The 17,184-nt window shown below is 73.6% G+C and carries 14 protein-coding genes; 8 read left to right on the forward strand and 6 right to left on the reverse strand.

Annotated elements, in window-relative coordinates; all coding sequences use genetic code 11:
• Window positions 1-5: 5 nt before the first annotated feature.
• A complete protein-coding gene (locus ACFVSN_RS10555) occupies window positions 6-1,844 on the forward strand; it encodes an ABC transporter ATP-binding protein (RefSeq protein ID WP_387954532.1) in 1,839 nt (612 codons plus the stop codon).
• A 99-nt stretch (window positions 1,845-1,943) separates the two neighbouring features.
• On the opposite strand, the gene ACFVSN_RS10560 is transcribed toward ACFVSN_RS10555, so the two are convergent.
• Complete coding sequence (locus ACFVSN_RS10560) at window positions 1,944-2,612, reverse strand: lysophospholipid acyltransferase family protein (RefSeq protein WP_359957613.1); 669 nt, start codon at window positions 2,610-2,612, stop codon at window positions 1,944-1,946.
• 188 nt (window positions 2,613-2,800) lie between these two features.
• Between ACFVSN_RS10560 and ACFVSN_RS10565 the strand changes: the two genes are divergently transcribed.
• Entirely contained in the window at window positions 2,801-3,013 is a 213-nt protein-coding gene (locus ACFVSN_RS10565) for an EF-hand domain-containing protein (protein WP_359957616.1), read from the forward strand.
• Between the two features lie 131 nt (window positions 3,014-3,144).
• Here ACFVSN_RS10565 and ACFVSN_RS10570 read toward each other — a convergent pair whose 3' ends face one another.
• Window positions 3,145-5,343, reverse strand: a complete 2,199-nt coding sequence (locus ACFVSN_RS10570) for a CDP-glycerol glycerophosphotransferase family protein (protein ID WP_387954534.1) — start codon at window positions 5,341-5,343, stop codon at window positions 3,145-3,147.
• Between the two features lie 905 nt (window positions 5,344-6,248).
• Between ACFVSN_RS10570 and ACFVSN_RS10575 the strand changes: the two genes are divergently transcribed.
• Window positions 6,249-6,515: a hypothetical protein gene (locus ACFVSN_RS10575; protein ID WP_359957622.1), complete on the forward strand. Its 267-nt coding sequence runs from the start codon at window positions 6,249-6,251 to the stop codon at window positions 6,513-6,515.
• A gap of 225 nt (window positions 6,516-6,740) precedes the next feature.
• On the forward strand, window positions 6,741-7,190 hold the full coding sequence (locus ACFVSN_RS10580; RefSeq protein ID WP_380437183.1) for a YjbQ family protein: 450 nt from the start codon (window positions 6,741-6,743) through the stop codon (window positions 7,188-7,190).
• A gap of 7 nt (window positions 7,191-7,197) precedes the next feature.
• Here ACFVSN_RS10580 and ACFVSN_RS10585 read toward each other — a convergent pair whose 3' ends face one another.
• On the reverse strand, window positions 7,198-7,743 hold the full coding sequence (locus ACFVSN_RS10585) for a DUF1990 family protein (protein ID WP_380437181.1): 546 nt from the start codon (window positions 7,741-7,743) through the stop codon (window positions 7,198-7,200).
• 219 nt (window positions 7,744-7,962) lie between these two features.
• Here ACFVSN_RS10585 and ACFVSN_RS10590 point away from each other — a divergent pair, with 219 nt between their 5' ends.
• A complete protein-coding gene (locus tag ACFVSN_RS10590; RefSeq protein ID WP_387954536.1) occupies window positions 7,963-8,181 on the forward strand; it encodes a hypothetical protein in 219 nt (72 codons plus the stop codon).
• Window positions 8,182-8,203: 22 nt separating this feature from the next.
• Here the strand turns inward: ACFVSN_RS10590 and ACFVSN_RS10595 are convergent, their stop codons facing one another.
• Both ACFVSN_RS10595 and ACFVSN_RS10600 read right to left on the reverse strand, forming a co-directional pair.
• Window positions 8,204-11,248, reverse strand: coding sequence for an AAA family ATPase (locus ACFVSN_RS10595; RefSeq protein ID WP_387954537.1), 3,045 nt, complete (start codon window positions 11,246-11,248; stop codon window positions 8,204-8,206).
• A complete protein-coding gene (locus ACFVSN_RS10600; RefSeq protein ID WP_387954539.1) occupies window positions 11,245-12,414 on the reverse strand; it encodes an exonuclease SbcCD subunit D in 1,170 nt (389 codons plus the stop codon). Before ACFVSN_RS10600 ends, ACFVSN_RS10595 begins: the two co-directional genes overlap by 4 nt.
• A gap of 528 nt (window positions 12,415-12,942) precedes the next feature.
• Between ACFVSN_RS10600 and ACFVSN_RS10605 the strand changes: the two genes are divergently transcribed.
• The 3 genes from ACFVSN_RS10605 (at window position 12,943) to ACFVSN_RS10615 (ending at window position 15,940) form a co-directional block, all read left to right on the forward strand.
• A complete protein-coding gene (locus tag ACFVSN_RS10605) occupies window positions 12,943-13,932 on the forward strand; it encodes a hypothetical protein (protein WP_380499866.1) in 990 nt (329 codons plus the stop codon).
• Window positions 13,933-14,140: 208 nt separating this feature from the next.
• A complete protein-coding gene (locus tag ACFVSN_RS10610) occupies window positions 14,141-14,761 on the forward strand; it encodes a hypothetical protein (protein WP_387954541.1) in 621 nt (206 codons plus the stop codon).
• A gap of 402 nt (window positions 14,762-15,163) precedes the next feature.
• Window positions 15,164-15,940: an SGNH/GDSL hydrolase family protein gene (locus ACFVSN_RS10615; protein WP_387954698.1), complete on the forward strand. Its 777-nt coding sequence runs from the start codon at window positions 15,164-15,166 to the stop codon at window positions 15,938-15,940.
• 185 nt (window positions 15,941-16,125) lie between these two features.
• Here the strand turns inward: ACFVSN_RS10615 and ACFVSN_RS10620 are convergent, their stop codons facing one another.
• The gene (locus ACFVSN_RS10620) at window positions 16,126-16,986 is read right to left on the reverse strand and encodes a nitroreductase/quinone reductase family protein (RefSeq protein WP_387954543.1); all 861 of its coding nucleotides are present in this window, start codon (window positions 16,984-16,986) and stop codon (window positions 16,126-16,128) included.
• Window positions 16,987-17,184 lie beyond the last annotated feature (198 nt).

Raw genomic sequence — 17,184 nt, forward strand, 5'->3', positions numbered from 1 at the left:
CGCCCTTGAGGCCCGACAGAATCGACTGGACCCCGTCCCCGCGCGACGAGGGCGAACCACGCCCGCCCGCGCAGTGGCGGCGCATCCTCGCGCTCTTCCGCCCCTACGCGGGCCGCCTCGCCACCGTCGGACTGCTGGTCGGCGCCTCCGCCGTCGTCTCGGTCGTCTCGCCGTTCCTGCTGCGCGCCGTCCTGGACACCGCGATCCCGCACGGCCGTACCGGCCTGCTGAGCGTGCTCGTGCTCGGCATGATCGCCGCCGCCGTCGTGAACAGCGTGTTCAACGTCCTCCAGACGCTGATCTCCACCACCGTCGGCCAGCGCGTCATGCACGACCTGCGCACCGCCGTCTACGGCCACCTCCAGCGCCAGTCCCTCGCGTTCTTCACCCGCACCCGCACCGGCGAGGTGCAGTCCCGGATCGCGAACGACATCGGCGGCATGCAGTCGACGGTGACGTCCACCGCCACCAGCCTGGTCTCCAACTTCACCGCCGTCGTCGCCTCCGTCGTCGCGATGGTCGCGCTCGACTGGCGGCTGACGGTCGTCTCGCTGCTCCTGCTGCCGCTGTTCGTCTGGATCAGCCGTCGGGTCGGCAACGAGCGCAAGAAGATCACCACCGAGCGGCAGAAGCAGCTGGCCGCGATGAGCTCGGCGGTCCAGGAGTCGCTCTCGGTGAGCGGCATCCTGCTCGGGCGCACGATGGGCCGCTCCGGCTCCCTCGCCCGGGAGTTCACCGAGCAGTCCGACCGCCTCGCCGACCTGGAGGTGCGGGCCAGCATGGCCGGGCGCTGGCGGATGAACACCATCCAGATCGTGATGGCCGCGATGCCCGCCGTCATCTACTGGGCGGCCGGGCTGACCGCCGCCGGCGGCGCGCCGATCGTCTCGGTCGGCACCCTGGTCGCCTTCACCACGCTCCAGCAGGGCCTGTTCCGTCCGACCGTCGGCCTGCTCTCCACCGGCGTCGACGTCCAGACCTCGCTCGCGCTGTTCCAGCGCATCTTCGAGTACCTCGACCTCCCGGTCGAGATCGCCGAACGGCCGCGGCCCGTGACCCTGGACCGGATCCGCGGCGAGGTCCGCTTCGAGGGCGTCGACTTCCGCTACGACGGCGGGCAGGAGCGCCCCACGCTCGCCGGGGTCGACCTCACCGTCCCGGCCGGGAGCTCGCTCGCCGTGGTCGGCGAGACCGGCTCCGGCAAGACCACCCTCAGCTACCTCGTCCCCCGGCTGTACGACGTGACCGGAGGCCGCGTCACCATCGACGGCGAGGACGTGCGCGACCTCTCCTTCGACACCCTCGCCCGCGCCGTCGGCGTCGTCTCCCAGGAGACGTACCTCTTCCACGCCTCCGTCGCCGAGAACCTGCGCTTCGCCAAACCGGACGCCACCGACGACGAACTCGTCGAGGCCGCCCGCGCCGCCCAGGTCCACGACACCATCGCCGGCCTGCCCGAGGGCTACGACACCCTGGTCGGCGAACGCGGCTACCGCTTCTCCGGCGGCGAGAAGCAGCGCCTCGCCCTCGCCCGCACGATCCTGCGCAACCCGCCCGTCCTGATCCTCGACGAAGCCACCAGCGCGCTCGACAACCGCACCGAGCGCGCCGTCCAGGAGGCCGTTGACACCCTCTCCGCGGGCCGCACCACGATCACCATCGCCCACCGGCTCTCCACCGTGCGCGGAGCCGACCAGATCGCCGTCCTCGACCACGGCGCGGTCGTCGAACTCGGCGCCCACGACGAACTGGTGGCGCTGGACGGCCGGTACGCGGCCCTGCTGCGCCGCGAGGCACCCCAGGTGCCCGACGCCCCGGAGCCGGCGGTCCTGGGGCACGTCTGACGAGCCGGCCCGAGGCCGGGGGTACGTGTGACGGGCCGGTCCGGAGCCTGGGGTACGTCTGACGAGCCAAAGTGAGGCGAGGGGACCCGACGGCCGCGGCTACGCCGCCTTCGGCGCCTCGTTGTAGCCCTCCGCGACCTCCTGGCCGGACAGCCGCTGGATCGCCGCCATCACCTCGTCGGTGACCTGGCGGCGGGCCCTGGCCGAGCGCGCCTGCCCGTGCAGCTCGTCGAAGTGCAGCGGCTCACCGAAGCGGACGGTCACCTTCTTGAGGCGCGGCACCCGCTTGCCCACCGGCAGGATCTGCTCCGGCCCCTCCAGCGCCACCGGCACGACCGGTACGCCCGCCGTCAGTGCGAGCCACGCGACGCCCGTCTTGCCGCGGTAGAGGCGGCCGTCGAGCGAGCGGGTGCCCTCGGGGTAGATGCCGAAGGCCTTGCCGTCCTCCAGGATCTCCAGCGCGGACTCCAGGGAGGCCTGGGCGGAGCGGTAGGTGCCGCGCTCGACCGGCACGGCGCCGATCGCCTCGAAGAAGCCCTTGGAGAGGCGGCCCTTGAACCCCGGGGCGGTGAAGTACTCGGCCTTGGCGAGGAAGTGGACCCGGCGCGGGGCGGTCAGCGGGATCACCACGCTGTCGATGAACGACAGGTGGTTGCTGGCGAGGATGACCCCGCCCTTGCGCGGCACGTTCTCGACACCTTCGATGACCGGCCGCCAGATGCCGCGCGAGACGGGTTTCAGCACCAGCCTGGTGACGAGATCGAGCATGGTCCCTCCCTGGACGAACGAGCGCCCGGGAGGAGCCCGGGCCGGTATCGGTTCCGCAGACTACGCCACCGGCCCCGCCGCCCGTCCACTCCCTCAGGGCGTGGCCCGCGCCACGGACGGTGCACCGGGGCCGGGTAGGGTACGCCCGTCCGAACACCGCACAACCCGCAGTTCCCAGGAGGGCAACCATGCAGAGCACCGAGGAGATCAAGGCGCTCTTCGACCGTTTCGACAAGAACGGCGATGGCAAGATCACTCCGGCCGAGTACGCGCTGGTCGCGAACGAGATGGGCGACCACGACGTGACGCTGTCGATGGCCGAGGCGCTCATCCACGCCATGGACACCCACCACCAGGGCTACCTGACCTTCGACGAGTTCCTGGCCGCCCGCCGGGGCTGAGCCCGCCGTGACGGGGCCGGTCGCCGTACCGGCGGCACCGGCCCCGATCGCCTGACGAATGACAGCTGACAGATAACAGATTTCGAAATCTGTTATCTGTCAGCTGTCATTCGTTTGCCGGTCGTTCTCCGTCAGCCCGCGACCGGGAACACCCGGCGCACCACCCGCTCCGCCGCCCCGCCGTCGTCCCACGGGCAGAACTTCGCCCGGAACCGCGCCCGCGCCGCCGGATCCGCGTCGCCCGCGAGCAGCGCCGCCGCCAGCCCGTCCGCGTCCACCGTGACCGCGCCCGGCGGCTCCGCGAACAGGTCGAAGTACACCCCGCGCACCCGCCGGTAGTCGTCCCAGTCCGGCGCGAACACGACGATCGGCCGGTCCAGCACGGCGTAGTCGAACATCATCGACGAGTAGTCCGTCACGAGCACGTCCGCCGCGAGGTAGAGGTCCTCCACGGACGGGTGCGCCGAGACGTCCACGATCTCCGCCGCGTCCTCGCCCGCGACCAGGTCCCCCGGGCCGGTGGTGTGGAAGTAGTGCGTGCGCACCAGCAGCGTGTGCGAGGGGCCGAGCCGCCGGGCCAGGTCCTTCACGTCCAGCAGCGGCACGTAGCCGCCCTGGCCCTCGCGGTGCGTCGGCGCGTACAGCACCGCCGTGCGGCCCGGACGCAGGCCGATCCGCTCGCGCATCGCGCGCACCTCGTCCGGGGTGGCGTTGGCCAGGCGGTCGTTGCGCGGGTAGCCGGTGTCGAGCATCTCGTAGCGGCCGGGGAAGGCGCGGGCGAAGTGCTCGCTGGTGTGCGGGTTGGAGGAGACGAGGAAGTCCCAGCGGTCGACGGCCTCCTGGAGCCGGTCGAAGTCCATGCCGTCGGCGGCCTCGGGACGGTCCCGCAGGTCCATGCCCATCGCCTTCAGCGGGGTGCCGTGCTGGGTCTGGACGTGCACCGTGCCCGGCCGCTTGGCCATCGTGTGCGGGAAGTTGACGTTGTTGACGAAGTACCGGGCGGTCGCCATCACCTTGAGGTAGGCGGGGGTGTTGACGATCACGTACGGCACCCCGGCCGGCATGGCCGCGGCCTGCGTGCGGTTCTCCACGACCCACACACCCCGGATCTCCGGGACGAGTTCCTTCGCCTTCTCGTAGATCGCGGCCGGGCTGCACGCGTAACCCCGGTGCCAGTACGCCGCGTAGACCGCGAGGGTGTCGTCCAGCGGCAGCCGGCGGAACGCGTTGTACGCGGTGAACCGGGCACCGCTGCGCACCCCCTTGCGCACCGCCGGCGCCACCGCCCGCGCGCCGCGCTTGAGTTCGCGCGGCAGCCGCCCGGTGCGGCGCAGCTCCGCGTAGGCGATCCGCGCGCCGCGTGCCGCCAGCCGGTACTGCACGCCGCGCACGCCGCCGGGGAACTGGTAGTCGTCCGGCCGGTGGTGGGCGAAGTGCCGGGAGATGCTGTGGAAGAAGTCCTTGCGCCGCTCGACCGGCACGAGCCCGGAGGTGTCGTAGACGTTGAGCGCCTGGCGGACGGTCCGGTCGAAGACCAGCGTGCGCAGCGACTCCGGGACGGGCCGGCCGGGGCGGTCCGGGCGGTCCAGGAACGCGAAGATCGCGTCGTACTGGGCGAACACGTCGGCGTGCTTGGGGGAGGCGGTCGCGGTGATCGCGCCGTCCCGGTTGCGGCGGTAGACGTAGCAGGGGCGGTCGACGTAGCGCAGCCGCTCGGCGGCGAGCAGCGCGGGGTAGGTGACCGAGATGTCCTCGTAGTAGCCGCGCCCGAACGCGACGCCGAGGCCCTCCAGGTACGCGCGGCGGAAGACCTTGTTCCACACCGACATCACCGTCTGGAACAGCGCCGGGTGCTCGGCGAGCGTGCAGCCCTCGACGAGCGGGGAGCCGAGCAGCACGTGGCGCCAGGGGTTGGGCTCGGTCGCGCCGTCCGGGTAGACGTGGGTGAAGTCGGTGACCAGCACGTCGGCGGGGACGGCCTGGCGGCCCTCGTGGCGCAGCTCGTCCAGGACCACGCTGACGGTCCGCTCCGGCAGCCAGTCGTCGCTGTCGACGAACCAGACGTACTCGCCGCGCACGAGCGGCAGGGCGGCCGCACGGGCGCCGCCGAGGCCCTGGTTCTCGGTGAGGTGCAGGACCCGCAGGCGCGGATCGCGGGCGGCGTACTCGTCCAGGATCGCGCCGCAGCCGTCAGGGGAGAGGTCGTCGACCGCGATCACCTCGAAGCGCGACTCCGCGGCGGGGGTGTCGCCGAGGATCGAGTCGAGGCAGCGCGGCAGGAACCGCTCCACGCCGTGGACCGGGAGCACGATGCTGAGGAGGAGTGACACGCTGGCCGAGTCTACCGACCGCCCGGACGTGACCTCTGAGCTGGGCTTCAGCCGGGGCGAGGGGGCTCCGGAGCGGGGTCGCCGAGAAGGGCTGCGCAGCGGTCGGGGGTGATCCGGGGCTCGCGGCGGACGGTGGTCCTCGTGTCCGGTCCTCGTGTCCGGTCCTGCGCCCGGCCCGGAACCCGGAGCCGCCGGTGCCGGGCCCTGGTGGGGGCGGCACCGGCAGCCTGGTGGCGGCCCGGCCGACCCTCTACGGCCGGCCGCCGGTCCGGGCACCCGTCCGAGCCTGGCCGCCGCAGCGTCGAGGCGGCCGGGCAGTGGCTCGGGGGAGCCGGAGTCCTTCATCATTCGAACACGCAGTTGGGCAACGTGCGAGCCCTGCGCGTAGAAAGAGATATTGCTTGGAGGTTACGCCGGAGTCAATCCCTCGAATGTGTTCACTTCATGAATGATCCAATTCGGTGATCGCTCCGGTGGAGTGATACCCATGGTGCTGGTGGTCCGTCCTCCGGGGCGACCCCTGTCCGGCTCCTGTCCAGCCCCTGCCCAGCCCCTGTCCTGTTCCCCGCCCCGTGCTTCGCCGACCCGTGTGCCGACCCCTCCGTCCTCCCGCGCGCGACCCCTATATACCGGCCGCGCCACCGGGCACTCCCGATGATCCCGTGCGCCGGGCGCGTGCCTCGTGACCGGGCGCCGGGTCCGTACCTCCGGAAACCGCTGACGGAGGGCCGGTCGTGCACCCATCATTGATGCCTAGTCGTGACCGGTCCGGGTGGCCCCTGGTGCATCGTCAGTTGACGCCGCACGATACGGTGGCACAACACCAAGGACGGTTGCGCGAAGGCCGTCCGTCACGGATAGTCTTCGCCTCACGGCCCTGGCGCCTCGTAGGGGTGGGAAAACTGATGGAACACATGCAAGTGCGGACTCGGCCCCGTGTGCCGGCGATCCAGTGCGGTGTCGGCGCGACCGGCCGCCGGATCGAACGACACCTGGCCGTGCTCGGCGCGCCCGCCGTCCCGGCGGTGGACACTGCCGAGGCGCTCGGGCTGATAAGGGAGCTGACGCCGCGCGGCGCCGGCGCCCCGGCGTCGCCGCGCCGCCACGTACGGGTGTCGCTGCTGGCGCCCCTGCGCCGGCTGCGGCGGAGCCTGTTCGGCGGTCGCGGCTAGGACCCGAGGCCTCACGGCCTCCGGCCCGACCCGCACCCCGGCACCCGGCCCGGCGGACCACGAGGACCGTCGGGTCTTCGTCGTACCCGGACGGGTCCGGGTCGGCGGGTCGAGTGCCGCCGGGCGGAGAGCTCCTTGGCCGAGTGGTGCTCGTCCCACTCGAGTGGTGCTCGTTCCAGTGGCGCTTGCGCGAACCGGCGGTCGGCTTCCGGCAGGATGGCGCTCATGGCGGACAACATCCACTCCCACCCCACCAGCCCCTTCCAGACCACCACCTTCGAGATCACCACCGGCAGCCGCGAGGTCGCGCTCGACATCACCGACCGCTGCGCCGCGTTCCTCACCGAGCGGGCCGCCGGCCGTGACGGCCTGCTCAACGTCTTCGTCCCGCACGCCACCGCCGGCATCGCCGTCCTCGAGACCGGTTCCGGCAGCGACGACGACCTCCTCGCCACCCTGCGCGACCTGCTCCCCGCCGACGACCGCTGGCGCCACCGCCACGGCAGCGCGGGCCACGGGCGCGACCACGTCGTGCCCGGACTGGTCGCCCCGCACGCGACCCTGCCCGTGATCGGCGGTCAACTCGCGCTCGGCGTCTGGCAGTCCGTCGTCCTGGTCGACACGAACGGGGACAACCCGCGCCGGACCGTCCGGCTGTCCTTCCTGGGCGGCTGAGCGGACGTCAGACGCGGGACGCGACGGCGGCGAGGTAACGCTCGATGGCCAGGTACTGGCACAGCGCCGCGACCGGACGGCCCAGGCGGGCGTACCAGGCGGCCAGCCGGGAGAAGGCGGCCACCTCGAACCACACCTCGCCGTCGGCGTCCATCGACACCAGGAACGACTCCTCGCCGCACTCGGGGTGGCCGGGCAGCGTGCCGTAGGCGAAGCCGATCCGGTCCGGCTCGTCCACCGTCCACACGACGCGGCAGGGGATCACGAGGCGCGGCCACCGGCTGCCGGGCAGGGCGATCCGCAGCAGGACCGTGGCCCCTTCGGCGGCGGGCGCGTGCGGGTGGACGGCGAAACCGGTGCCCAGCTGGCTGCCCCAGCCGAGGACGTACCGGCCGGCCCGCTCCAGCACGTCGGGGCCGTGGCCCAGGTGCACGCGGCGCCGCAGGTGCGCGTACCCGTGGGGGAGCGGCCCGCCCCGGGTGGCTCCGACCTCGGGATACGTCGGTGCGGCGGCGCGGGCGGCGGTGAGGCGCTGGTGGAGATCTCGGCCCATGGGGGCCACCGTAACCGGGGGGCCCGGGGCGGATGGCGGCGGGGTTGGGGCCGGGTGGGGCGCGGGTTGGCGCTCGGTAGGCAGGGGGCGGCGAACAGGTAACAGATGACAGATGACAGATGTTGAAATCTGTCATCTGTTACCTGTTCGCCGTCGTCTGTCGTCCGTCAGCCGCCCCCCGCCTTGCCGCACACTGGGCGCGAGGAGTAGGAAGGCGGCATGAGCGATACGGAGACGAACGAGGACACGGCCGTCTGCGCGCCGGCTCCTGCCGAAGGTGCCGAGGCCGCCCTGGTGCACGACCCGGCGCTGACCGGTCCGCGCGCCGACTGCGTCCTGTGCGGCGAGCCGACCGAGCTGCCCGCCGACCACCCGGGCACCACGCTCTGCCCGGTCTGCGCCTGGCAGCAGGCTCAGCGGATCGCCTGCTCGGGCTGAGGCGGCCCCTTCCGGGCGCGTCTCAGGCGTCCTCCCGCCCGGCCAGAGCGAGGGTCGACCCGTGCCGCCCCTTGTGGACCAGCAACTGGGCCGGGATGCGGGTGCGCAGGTCGGCGACGTGGCTGACGATGCCGACGGCCCGGTCGCGTTCGCGCAGCCCGTCGAGCACGTCCATGACCTCCTCCAGCGTCTGCTCGTCCAGGGTGCCGAAGCCCTCGTCGATGAAGAGCGTGTCCAGTGGCATGCCGCCCGCCTCGTCGGTGACGACGTCGGCGAGGCCGAGGGCGAGGGCGAGCGAGGCGAAGAAGCTCTCGCCGCCGGAGAGGGTCGCGGTGTCGCGCTCGGTGCCGGTCCAGGCGTCGACGACGCGCAGGGCGAGCCCCGAGCGCTTGTTCCCGGTGCCGCGGTCGTCGCTGTGGACGAGGGTGTAGCGGCCCCCCGACATCCGGACGAGCCGGTCGCTCGCTGCCGCCGCGACCTGCTCCAGCCGCGCCGCCAGGACGTACGACTCCAGGCGCATCCGCAGCCGGTTCTCGGTGGAGGTGCCTGCGGCGAGCGCGGCGAGCCGGTTGATCCGCTCGAACCGGACCAGTGCAGGCGCCAGTTCCTCCGCCAGGGCGGCGAGTTGCGCACCGATGGCGGCCAGCGCAGTGCGGCGCTCGCCGGCCGCGGCCTGGGCGGCGTGGGCGTGGCGCAGTCGTGTCGTGGCGGTGTCGAGTGCGGCCTGGGCGGCGGGCAGGTCGGCGTCCGGGCGCTCCGCGGCCGTGGCGAGCTCGGGCAGCGCGAGCTCGCGTTCGACGGAGGCGAGTTCGGCGCGGTGCCGGTCCAGCCGGGCCTCCAGCTGCTCGCGCTGTCCGCGGGGGAGCAGGACGGCGAGTGCGTCGTCGGCGCTGGGGAACCCGGCCGCGGCGGCGGCCTTGGCGAGTTCGTCCTCGGCGTCGGCCAGCCGGGCCGCCGCCTCCGCGCGGGCGCGGACCGCCGTGACCGCCGCCGCGACGCCGTCGGCGAGCCGGGCGAGGGCTGCGGCCCGTTCGGCGACGGAGGCGGCCTCGCCCCGGGCGGCGGCCACCCGGGCGGCGAGCTCCCGCTGTTCGGTGCCGAGGGCCTGGAGGCGGTCGGTGAGGACGGCGCCGCGCTCGCGGGCCTCGCGCAGTTCGTCGTGGCGGCGGGCGCGGTCGTCGGAGAGCCGGCCGATCTCCCGCTCGACCCGGCCGAGCGCCTCGGCGGCCCGCAGCGCCTCGTGATGCTCGCGGTCCAGCGTGGCGAGGGTGTCGGCGACGGTTCGGGCGTCGTCCGGTCCGGCCGCTCCGGCGGCCGTCGCCTCGCGGACCCGCAGCGCGGTGAGGGCCTGGTCGGCGTCGGTCGCGGCCTGCTCGGCGGCGCTTTGGGCGGCGCGGGCCCGGTCCTCGTCGGCTGCGCTGACGCGCTCGCCGGGAGCGGCCAGGGCGGGTGCCGGGTGTTCGGCCGAGCCGCAGACCCGGCAGGCCTCGCCGGTCCGCAGCTGCTCGGCCAACTCGGTCGCCATGCCCACGAGTCGGCGCTCGCGGAGGTCCTGGCTGTACTCGCGGGCGTCCAGGGCGGCTTCGCGCAGCGCGTGCGCGCGCGGTTCGGCGGCGGAGATCTCGGCCCGCAGGCCGTCACGTTCCCGGGCCGCCTTCAGCCGTGCGGCCACCTCGACGCGCTTTCCGTCCAGTTGCTCGACGCGGGCGCCGGCCTCGCGGGCCGCCGTCTGCTCCGCCTGGAGGCGGACCAGCCGGCCGTCGAACTCGGCCAGCCAGTCCTCGGCCTCCTCGGCGAGGTCCTCGGCGCGGAGCCGCTCCTCGTCGGCGGCCCGCTGCTCGCGGGCGAGTTCGACACAGTGCCGCTCGTCGGCCCCGGCGGCCTCCAGGCGGACCACCTCGGCCCGCAACCGCCTTTCGGTATCGGCCAGTTCGGCGGCGTCGGCCTCGCCGAGCCCCATGGTCGCGGGTTCGCGGACGTCTCCGGTCAGCGCGGCCCGGTGCCGGTGCTCGGCCTCCTGCGCGCGGTCGTGTGCCTCGGCGGCGTGCTCGCGCAGGCGCAGCGCCGACTCCACGCCGACGGCCGCCTGTGCCGCCGCCAGCCGCTGCCGGTCGCGCGCCGCCTCCGGTTCGAACCCGGCGAGCCGCTCCGCCCGTTGGCGGGCCTGCCGGTGGCGCTGCTGGCGCCCGGACAGTTCCTCGGCGGCCTCCCGCTCGCGCTGGGCCTCCACGTGGGCCGCCTCGGCGCCCGCGAGGGCGGCGTCCGCGACGGCCTGCTGCTCGGCCGCCCCAGCGCGCAGGATCGCCGCCCACCCGAGCGTGCCCGCCGTGAGGTCGGCGCGGTCGTCGTCGGCGGGCACCCAGCCGTCGGCCGCTTCGGCGCCGGGCCCCGCCGCCTGCTCGGCCTTGCTCGCGAGGTCGCGCAGCCGGCGCCGGCCGGCCTGGACGGCCGCCTCCTGGGAGCGCCGCTGCTCCGCCAGCCACGCCTCGACGTGCTGGAACCGCTCGGTGTCGAACAGCCGGCGCAGCAGCTTGCCGCGTTCCTCCGAATCCGCCCTGAGAAAGCGCGCGAAGTCCCCCTGCGGCAGCAGGACGACCTGGCAGAACTGGTCGCGGTTCATGCCGACGAGCCGGTGGATCTCCTCGCCGGCCTCCTGGTGCGACTTGCTGAGCGCCCGCCAGCCCGGGGTGCCGTCGCCGGTGTCCGCCGCCCATTCGCGCAGCAGGGTCTGCGCCCGCTCGACGGTCGTGCCGGTGCCGACCTTCTTCGGCCGCCGCTGCTCCGGTAGCCGGGTGATCTGCAGGCGCCGCCCGCCGATCGTCAGCTCCAGCCGGACCTCGGTGAGGCGGTGCGGGTCGGCGTGGTCGCTGCGCAGGCGGTTGGCCCGGCGGCTGCCGGGCACGTCGCCGTAGAGGGCGAAGCAGACCGCGTCCAGCACGCTGCTCTTGCCCGCACCGGTCGAGCCGCGCAGGAGGAACAGCCCGCCGGCGGCGAGCGCGTCGAAGTCCACCGTCTCGGCGCCCGCGAAGGGGCCGAAGGCGGTCACGGTGAGCCGGTGCAGCCTCATCGGGGCAGGTCCGCCTTCCGCTCGGCGCTCTCCCGCACGCTCTCGAACCCGGCCTGCAGCCAGTCGAGTTCGTCCTCGTCCGGATCGGAGCCCGGGCGCACGTGCCGCAGGAAGCCCTCCGCGATCTCCAGGTCGGCCCGCCCGCCGACCCGGGCCGCGTACGACTGCGAGGGCTCCGCCGGCGTCTCCTCGGGGTCGAACAGCAGCTGCAGGGTGTGCGGGAAGCGGCGGCGCAGGCGCTCCATCGGCTCGCTCGGGCGGGCCGCGTCGGTCAGGGTGGCCTGCACCCACGACTGCTCGTGCTCCGCGTACCTCTCGTCGGTGAGCAGGGCGTCGAGCGTGTCGCGCAGGGTCGCCAGGGGGCGCGGCCGCGGGCAGTCCACGCGCTCGGCGGTGACGGAACCGTCGGCGCCGAGGTCGACCAGCCACATCGTCTTGCGCTGCCTGGCCTCGGAGAAGGAGTAGGCGAGCGGGGAACCGCTGTAGCGCAGGTGCGGCGCGAGCGTCTGGCAGCCGTGCAGGTGGCCGAGCGCGGCGTAGTGCACGCCGTCGAAGACCGAGGCGGGCACGGCCGCGACGCCGCCGACCGCGATGTCGCGCTCGCTGTCGCTCGGCGTGCCGCCGGTGACGAAGGCGTGCGCCAGGACCACCGCGCGCGTGCCCGCCGGCCGGGTGGCCAGGTCCTCCCGGACCCGGTCCATCGCGGCGCCGAGCACGGCCGCGTGCCCGCCGCGCTCCAGTCCGAAGCCCTCGCGCACGAGCGTCGGCTCCAGGTACGGCAGCCCGTAGACGGCCACCGGGCCGTGCTCGTCCGCCAGCAGTACGGGGTCGGCGCACTCGCCCGGATCGGTGCGCAGGTGGATCCCGGCGCGGCCGATCAGCCCCGCGCCGACGCCGAGACGGCGCGCCGAGTCGTGGTTGCCGCTGATGAACACCGTCGGCACGCCGAGCGCGGCCAGCCGGTGCAGCACGTCGTCGAACAGGGCGACCGCCTCCAGGCCGGGCAGTGCCCGGTCGTACACGTCCCCGGCGACCAGCACGGCGTCGACGCGCTGCTCCTCGACGACCGCCACCAGGTGGTCGAGGAACGCGTGCTGGGCGTCGTGGAGGCTCTCCCGGTGGAACGAGCGCCCCAGGTGCCAGTCGGAGGTATGCAGCAGTCGCATGGTCCCCGACCCTAACCTCCGGCACCGACAATCCCGGCCGGAACCGTGGACCCGGGCACCCCGGGACGGTGCGACCGGGCGGGCACGTCCGATTGTCAGTGACGGTGTGTATGTTCCTCGTCGCGGACGGTCGCGTCCGTGGCCGGTCGGCGTGGCCGGCCGGAGGCACTTCGAGTGGGTCGGGGAGAGGAGCACGGCATGTCGGTGCGGGTTCTGGTGTCGGGGATGGTCCGCGGGCGGTGCTCGCGGTCGCTCGTGGAGACGCTCGCGGGAGCGTGTGGTGCATGGAGGGCGCGCGGGCAGTCACGAGCGCGCCCGTCGGCGGCGCGGTGGAACCGCCCCGGTGGGGACGGGCCCCGGGCGGGCGGACCTCGCTGGAGCGGGCCCCGGGCGAACGCGCCGGGGCGTGGCGGCGCCGGGCCCGGCGGAGTTGGTGGCGGGCGTCCGCCGGGCGGTGGGGCCGGCGGTGGTGGAGCCGGCGCCCGAGGGAAGCGGCGGCGTGGCCTGGCGCGTGGGGCGCCGCCGCCGGTGCCGGTGGCTTTGGCGGTCCCGGCGCGGGCCGCGGACTTCACCGGGCTGGCCGGGCACGGCCTGTTCGGCGGCCTCACGCACCGGGAGTACCTGCGGCTGACGGAAGACCTGCTGCGCGGGCTGCGCCGGCAGGGGGTGGAGGTGCACCTGCGGGTCATGGAGGCCGAGGACTACGCGGACTACTGCGACGCCTTCGGCCTCGACCCGGCCACGCCCGCCGCCCGGGTCGCGTACGCGGGCGACCCCGAGCTGGCCGGCGAACCCTTCGTCTACGCGGGGGAGCCGCTGGCCGAGCTGGTCCCGCTGTTGCTGGAGGACCACCGGGCCAGGGTGCGGATGTCCTTCGCCTGCGCCGTCCTCCTGGGGGCGGTCGGCGACGACGACGCGGGGCAGCGGCACCTCGTGGCGGTCATGGAGTACGCCACGACGGTGTTCGTGGCGCTGGCCGAGGGCGCGGGGGAGGGGTTCCACCTCCTGACGCTGCGCTTCCACGGCCCGGAGGACGGCGAGCAGCTCACCGCGGCGGCCGAGCTGTGCGTCGAGGCGGGCATGCTCTTCCCGGGCGGCCGGGACACGGAGGCGTTCTGCGTGACGCTGGCGGCGGGCGTGGCCGTCGCGGGCGGCGGCGCGCTGTTGCTGCACGGCGACGCCGGGCCCGAGGGGCCGCCGGTGCGGGGCTGGGCGCTGGTGCGTGGACGGCTGAGGCCGATGAGCGCCCACGAGGTGTTCGACGAGCTGGCCGACACGATCGGGCGGGGCGTGCCGTTCCCGCCCGGGGTGCTCCCGCGGCCCGGTTTCCCCCTGCCGTCCTTCCCGGGGCGCGCGGCGCCGTGGGAAGGGCCCGACGACGGCGGTGCGGGCGGAGCGGAGCCCGCCGGCGGTGGCTCGCCGGGAAACGGTTCGCCCGGCGATCGTTCGGCCGGCGACGGCCGGGCCGGGGAGCGTCCGGACGACGCCTCCGAGGGCGGAGGTGAGCCGCTGTCCTGACCAGGGCTTTTCGTCCTCCGCGTCCACCAAGCGGAGCTGGGGACTGTTCATCGACCGCCTGTTCGGGGAAGATTTCGGGGAAGATCAACAGCTGGAGCGCGCGGCACCCCACGCCGCCGCTTCCGCCGCTCCGCCCCGTACCGCGCTCCGCAGGTCCGCCCCGCGCCCCGTCGGTCCCGGCCGAGCCCGACACCGAAAGGGGGGACGCATGAGCCGGATCGAGTACAGCGCGGAGGTCGCCGAGCTGCTCGGCAGGGTGCGCCGGCGTCCCTCCGCGGGGTGGCCCTGGCGGCCGGGCGAGCAGGTGCCCGAGGGGCTGCCGGTCAAGCAGTCGTGGGGGTGGCTCTTCGCCCCCGACGGCCGGGTGCTGACCCTGGTCAACCCCCGGGACGGCATCTGCTCGCTGCCCGGCGGCTCGCTCGAACCGGAGGACGCGGGCGACCCGGCCTCCGCCCTGGCCCGGGAAGCCGCCGAGGAGGCCCAGGCCGTCATCGGGCAGCCGTACTACCTCGGCTACCTCTACGACCGGGTGGGCTCCGCCAACGGCGGGAACGAGTGCGCCCGGGTGCGGATGGCCGCGGCGCTGCGGGCGGTCGGCCCGAGCACGGCCGACCCGGCGTCCGGCCGGCACTACCGGCGCCTGCTCGTCGCCCCCGGGCTCGCGGTCGAGCTGCTGGGTTGGGGCGAGCCCGGACTGCGCCAGGCGAGGGCGGCCGTCGCGTGCGCCGTCCGGTGGCTCGGCGTGCCCGCGGCCGCGAACGAGACGATCGAGGAACTGCCACTGGAGGGCTGCGAGGTCTTCCCGGGCACCGTCTATTCGAAGCACTGACGTTCGCCGTCCGCCACCTGCCACGCGCGGTGGAAGGGCGCGGCTGAGCGAGCCGTCGTTGGCATCACGCAACGCACCTCTCGGAATCCCTCTCTGAGCACCTCTCAACGCTCCGATCGACGCGTTGCTCAAGCCTGCACTCAAGCCCGCGCTCAAGCCCGCGCTCAAGCGTGCGCTTAAGGCCGGCCAAAGCGCGTCCCTCGGCGCCCGCCTGGTGCGTACACGCGCGCACCGGCGCTGAACAGCGCCAATACGCGCTCTGTGAAGAGGCGTTCACTCCAGCGTTGTCAGACTGACCGTCAATATCCTTGGCATGAGCGCTTCCCGAGCTTGCTACCGCCTGGTATCAAATCTGTGACCCACATCACGCCAGGAGGTTTCATGCTGCGCCCCACCCGTGCCATGGCCGCCACCGCGATAGCGGCCCTCCTCACGCTCACCACGTTCTTTGCAGCCACGTCCGCGAGCGCGGACGCCGTCAACTACGTCGCCCTCGGGGACTCGTACTCCGCGGGTGTCGGTTCCGGGAGCTATCTCGGCGACAGCGGCAGCTGCAAGCGGAGCACCAATGCCTATCCGTACCTGTGGCAGAGTGCCAACTCGCCGTCCTCCTTCAGTTTCGTCGCCTGCTCGGGGGCGAGAACCGGAGACGTCCTCAACAGCCAGGTCTCTGCCCTGAGTTCCTCGACCACGCTGGTCAGCATCACCATCGGCGGCAACGACGCCGGCTTCGCCGGCACCATGCAGACCTGTGTGCTCAGCTCCGAGAGCTCCTGCCTCAGCTCGGTCTCGGCCGGTGAGGCCTACGCCCAGAACACCCTGCCCGCCCAGCTCGACCGGGTCTACTCGACGATCCACGCCAAGGCGCCCAACGCGCACGTCGTGGTCCTCGGGTACCCGCACCTGTACGAGATCGGCGGCAGCTGCATCTTCGGCATCGGCGACACCAAGCGGTCCGCCATCAACGAGGCCGCCGACGTGCTCGACGGCGTCATCGCCAAGCGTGCCGCGAACGCCGGCTTCACCTTCGCCGACGTGCGGGACATCTTCAGCGGGCACGAGATCTGCGGCTCGCTGGACACCTGGCTCCACAGCACCACGTGGCCCATCGACGAGAGCTACCACCCGAACTCCTCGGGCCAGGCCTACGGGTACCTGCCGGTCTTCTCGCAGTCGTGACGGCTGACGGCTGACGGCCTGCAAGCGACAGATAACAGATGACAGATAACAGATTTCGAAATCTGTTATCTGTCATCTGTTCGTCCGCTCCTGTCCCCGCCACTCCCGAGTAACGGCCGGCGCTCACCTAACCGCCAGCGCTCACCCAACCGCCGGCGCCCACCCGGCAGCCGGCGCCCGGCCCCTCAGCGCATCGGTGGGAACGGAATCCCGGCGAGCGCCGGTAGCAGCTCGGCCTCCTCGTACGCGAGGTGGGCCTCCAGCTCGGCGGCCATCCGGTCCACCTCGGCCCGCAGCCGCTCCGGCTCCTCGACCTCGATCCCGGCCAGCAGGGCGACCAGCTCCTCCTTGATCCGCCCGATGGCCCGGTGCTGCTCGCCCAAGAGGTCCAGCGCCCCGGCAAGTTCGGGATGGCTGCGCGCCAGCGCCGGGAGGATCGCGGCGTCCTCGCCGCGGTGGTGGTGCGTCAGCCCCTCGCAGAACGCCAGGCAGTGCTGCCGTAGTTGGATCCCGAGGCTCGCCCTCCGCCCCGCGACGTGCGCCTGCGCCTCCTCGCGGACGTACCGCAGTTGCGCGCGCAGCCAGGTGTGCGCCTCCAGGAGCTTGTCGGCGAGGTTGCGCACCTCCCGTGTGGGCGTTTCGGGCCGTTCCAGGACGACGACCGGCAACTCCCGCCCCGCATGGGCCTGGTAGTCGCCGTATCCCGGCGCGACCCGCACGGCGGCAGCGAACAGCTGCTCCCGCCGCGCCCCTTCCGCCGGCACCGCGATCACGTCGAACGCCTCCGTGCCGAGCTCGACCCGGACGACGGGATGGGCGAGCAGGTTGCGGTACCACTGCGGATCGTCCGGCGCCCCGCCCGCCGACGCGACGACGACGAGTTCCCCATCCTCCCGGACGTACCCCAGCGGAACGGTGTGTGGCCGCCCCGATCGGGCCCCGGTGGTGGTGAGGAGCAGTAGGTCGCCGCCCTCGAACGGCCCGCCGACCTTCCCGCCGTTGGCACGGAACTCGTCAATGACACTCTGGTTGAACGAAATAGGCATACGTGTGTGGTGAAGTCTCCGAACGAGTAAAGGAGTCAAGGCCACACGCGAGTGCCGCGAAGCACACGCGTACGCGGACACCACGGGTGGCCGCGTACGTCAGGTCAGGGGAGCGGAGAAAGTCCTCATCGCGCATCGTCCCTCGGAGTAAGGTGTCGGCTCGGCTGTCGGCCGGCCCACTTCTCTGTGGCCGACGCC

Source organism: Kitasatospora sp. NPDC057904 (assembly GCF_042887925.1).
In the GTDB taxonomy this organism is placed as follows: domain Bacteria; phylum Actinomycetota; class Actinomycetes; order Streptomycetales; family Streptomycetaceae; genus Kitasatospora.